The sequence below is a fragment of the Marinobacter sp. OP 3.4 genome, assembly GCF_036224885.1.
Lineage (GTDB): Bacteria > Pseudomonadota > Gammaproteobacteria > Pseudomonadales > Oleiphilaceae > Marinobacter.
Window position 1 is genome coordinate 1 of the sequence record NZ_JAVVLT010000066.1, and the last position, 4,357, is coordinate 4,357.

Genomic DNA, 4,357 nt, shown 5'->3' on the forward strand with positions numbered 1-4,357 from the left:
GCAGGAAGCCGTCCGGGTCAATGGTGCCGATGTCACCGGTGGGGAAGAAGCCCTCATCGTCCAGCTTGCTGCCCCCTTCCTGGCGGTAGTAGCCGTTGGCGATCCAGGGTCCCTTCACATAGAAATGGCCGGACGTCTTGCCATCCCAGGGCAGACGCTCGCCAGCGTCATTGACGATCTTGATCTCGACCCCCCAGATACCCCGGCCGGCCTTGGTCTTGAGTCTGGCCAGTTCCTCATGGCTGAGGCTGTCATGCTTGGGCAGGGGTTTGTTGATCACGCCCAGGGGACTGGTCTCGGTCATACCCCAGCCCTGAACCATATCGATGCCGGACTTGCGGAATCGCTCGATCATGGCGATCGGGGGGGCGGAGCCGCCGACACCCACACCGGACAGGTTCAGCTCATTGAGGCTGGCGCCGGGCGTGGCGTCAATGTACTGGAACAGCATCAGCCAGACGGTGGGGACCGCCATGGAGAAGGTGACGTTCTCCTCCTTCATGAGGTTGTACACGCTCTCTCCGTCCAGGTGCTGGCCGGGCAGCACCACCTTGGCGCCCACCATGGGCGCGGAGTAGGGCACGCCCCAGGCGTTGGCGTGGAACATGGGCACAATCAGCAGCATGTTGGTCTTGCTGCTGATTTCGAAGGCGTCCGGCGCTACCTGCATCAGCGAATGCAGCACCGTGGAGCGATGGCCGTAGAGCACCCCCTTGGGGTTGCCGGTGGTACCGGAGGTATAGCACAGGGAGGAGGCGGTGCGTTCGTCGAACTCCGGCCACTCGTAGTCCTCGCTGGCGGCCTCCACCAGGTCTTCGTAACAGTGCAGGTTGGGCAGGTCGATGTCCGGCATGTGAGCCCGGTCGGTCATGGCGACAAAGGCCTCAACGCTCTCCAGCTGTGGCGCCAGCTGTTTGACCATATCGGCAAAGGTGATGTCGAAGAACAGCACCTTGTCCTCGGCGTGGTTGATGATATAGGTCAGTTGCTCCGGAAACAGGCGCGGATTGATGGTGTGGAGGATGGCGCCGCTGCCGGACACGCCGAAATACAGCTCGTAGTGGCGGTGGGTATTCCAGGCCAGGGTGCCCACCCGGTCCTGGAAGTCGATGCCCAGGGTCTTGAGGGCGTTGGCCACCCGCTTGGAGCGGTCGCGCAGTTCCCGGTAGTTGGACCGGTGGATGGGGCCTTCCACGGTTTTGGTAATGATCTCGGCTTCCGGATGGAACGCCGCCGCGTGCTCAATGAGTGACGAGATGAGCAGGGGCTTGTCTTGCATCAGTCCGTGCATGGCAGTCTCCTGGCGTTGTTGTGTTTGTAGCAGGATGTCTGGCCCAGTGTCCTCTACCAGAATGGTGTCGACCTCGTCTGATTCGACGATTTGACCCGCCTACCGACGGCTGGTGTGGCGGAGATCTCGTCGGAACGGACGACGATCATTTCCGTCGGCCTTCCTAAGCTGAACGGTGGTCGGTACTGCCCGGCTCTCATTCAACAGCAATCACACAACAACAAAGGCACCCGGAGCGGGTGCTGATCAGGAGCTGTTATGCATTCTCTGAAAAGGACCCGTGTTACCCGGATTGCCCTGCCACTGGCCGTAACCGGCACCCTGCTGGCGGGCGCTGCCGATGCCCGCACCCTCAGCTATGCCACCGGCTACGCGCCCCAGTCCATCGGTGCCGAGGCGGGCAATGCCTTTGCCGATGCCATGGCGGACTATTCCGATGACGCGCTCAGCGTGAAGGTCTACCCCCAGTCGCTGCTGAGCTTCTCCGAAACCCCCTCCGGTGTAAGGGACGGGATGGCGGACATCGGGCTGGTGCTGACCCCCTACTTTCCCGCGGAGTTTCCCAGCACCAACCTGGCGGCCGAGGTTTCCATGCTGCTGGAGCTGACCGATGCACCGGCGGATACGGCGGGCCTGGCCTATGCCGGCGCGATGTCCGAATACCTGTTCAACCACTGCCCGGAGTGTACCGGTGAGTTCGAGGCCCAGAACCAGGTATTTATCGGTGGCGGCGGCACTTCGCCCTACATGATGTTATGCAATACACCGGTCAGGAACCTGGAAGAACTGGAAGGCAAACGGGTACGGATCGGCGGAGCCCAGTGGTCCCGCTGGGCTGAAGATCTTGGTGCTTCACCGGTATCGGTGCCGCAGCACGAGACCTACGAAGCCCTCAGTCAGGGCGTGGTTGACTGCACCATCCATTCCGCGCCGGAGCTGACCATTGTCAAGCTGATGGAGGTGGTATCGGACATCACCACCGGTGCCCCGGGCGGTGTGTTCGCGGGGGTGGGCAATACCGTCAACCAGGATGCCTGGGCCAGCCTGAGTGAGGACGAGCGCAATGCCGTGCTCCACGCCTCGGCAGTGCTGTCCGCGGAACTGAGCTGGGGTTATGCCGAGGCGGCCAGGGACAACATGCAGACCGCCGAAGAGCTCGACCGGGTCACTATCCACGACGCCAGCGATGCCTTGAAGGAAAGGACCCGGGCATTCATCCGTCAGGATCTGGACAACATGGCCGCCACCTATGCGGAAAAATACGATGTCAACAACGCCGGCGACATGATTGAGACCTTCCGTCCGATCCTCGAGAAATGGGTTTCCCTGGTGGACGGCGTTGACAGCAGCGACGCCCTGGCCGAGCTCTACTGGCAGGAAGTCTTCTCGAAAGTGGATGTGGGTCGCCATGGCCTGTGACGTCCTGAAACCACAAGACCGTCGCGACAGGAGAGCCGCACCATGATCCTGCATCAACCTGAACTGATCGACGAGTACACCGGCAAGGGGTACTGGAGCGACCGGAATCTGCTCCAGCGCTTTGCCGACAACTGCGCCGCCCATCCGGACCGGGAAGCGGTGGTGGATCCCCCCAACCGGGAGGAACTGGTGGGCACCCCGGCACAGCGGCTGACCTGGGCCGGGTTTGGCCGGGCGGTGGATGCCACCGCCGCCGAACTGGCACGCCGGGGCTTCGGCAAGGACGACGTACTGGTGGCCCAGCTGCCCAATGTGTGGGAGCTGGCCATGCTGTACCTGGCCGCCGCCAAGGCCGGCGGCCTGCTTTCCGCCCTGCCCATGCAGTGGCGCCGCAAGGACGTGGGCTATGTGAAAGACATGACCGGGGCCAGGTTCTACGTCTCGGCTGAAACGTTCCATGGCTTTGACTATCAGGCCCTGGGAAAGGAACTGGGCTTCGAGCACTACATCGGCCTGCAGGAACTGACTGATATCGCCCGCGGCGAGCCTGGCCAGGCACCGGAGGTGCCGGTGGATGCCAACGACATCTTCACCCTGTGCTGGACCTCCGGTACCGAGGCGGACCCCAAGGGCTGTCCCATGAGTCACAACAACTGGGAGTACCTGATCAGCCTGGTGTTCACGACCTGTGGCCTGCAGCAGGGAGACCGAATCCTGTGCGTGGCGCCGCTGGTGAACATGACCGCGGTGGGGGTGAACTACGTGCCCTGGCTGGCAGCGGCAGGCACCCTGGTGCTGCACCACCCCATCACCCCGGAGATCCTGCTGCGGCAGCTGACTGAGGAGGGTATTCAGTACACCATCCTGGTACCGGCGATGCTGAACATGATCGCCAAGCTGCCCAACGTGGACCAGCTGGACCTGTCCAGCGTGCGGACGATCACTACCGGTTCGGCGCCGCCGTCGGCCTGGTCCATGCAGGAGTTCAAGCGTCGCTGGGATATCGACATCGTCAATATCTGGGGCCAGAACGAGGGCACCAGCCTGGTGGCCGGCCCGGCGGACGTGCCGGACCTGGAAATGCGGGTGGATCATCTGCCCTGGTGGGGTAAGGAAGGTGTCGAGTGGCCCTCGGGCATCTATGGGGTCGAAGTGAAGATCCTCGGTGACCGGGACGAGGAAATCACCGAACCCGGCGGCATCGGCGAGCTGTGCTACCGCAGTCCCGGCCTGTTTGCCGGCTACTTCCAGCGGCCGGACATCACCGAGCGGTCCTTTACCGCTGACGGCTTCTTCCGCACTGGCGACCTCTTCATCGTGCAGGATGACAGGCACGTAGGCTTCTATGACCGCAAGAAGGATATGGTGATCCGCGGCGGGTTCAACATCTCCAGTGTGGAGGTGGAGAACGCGGTGCTGGGCTTCGACAAAGTGCAGGATGTGGCCGTGATACCCCAGCCGGATGACATCATGGGTGAGCGGGTCTGTATCTGCGTGGTGCCTGCGGATGAGACCAATCCACCGACCCTGGAGGAAATCAACGAGTATCTGAAGGAACAGGGTATGAGCGTCTACAAGCTGCCCGAGAAGATGAAGCTGATTGACGCCATTCCCCGTAACCCGGTGGGCAAGATCCTGAAGAAGGAA

3 protein-coding genes are annotated in these 4,357 nt (G+C 62.4%); 2 read left to right on the forward strand and 1 reads right to left on the reverse strand.

Features of this window, described 5'->3' with window-relative positions; all coding sequences use genetic code 11:
- Positions 1-1,291: AMP-binding protein (locus RO069_RS12075; protein ID WP_328187791.1), on the reverse strand; the 1,291-nt coding region annotated here is incomplete at its 3' end.
- A 258-nt stretch (positions 1,292-1,549) separates the two neighbouring features.
- Between RO069_RS12075 and RO069_RS12080 the strand changes: the two genes are divergently transcribed.
- Positions 1,550-2,710 (forward strand): C4-dicarboxylate TRAP transporter substrate-binding protein, encoded by a 1,161-nt coding sequence (locus tag RO069_RS12080; protein ID WP_328187794.1) that lies wholly within the window; start codon positions 1,550-1,552, stop codon positions 2,708-2,710.
- Positions 2,711-2,752: 42 nt separating this feature from the next.
- A partial coding sequence (locus RO069_RS12085; protein WP_328187796.1) for a class I adenylate-forming enzyme family protein occupies positions 2,753-4,357 on the forward strand: 1,605 nt, incomplete at its 3' end.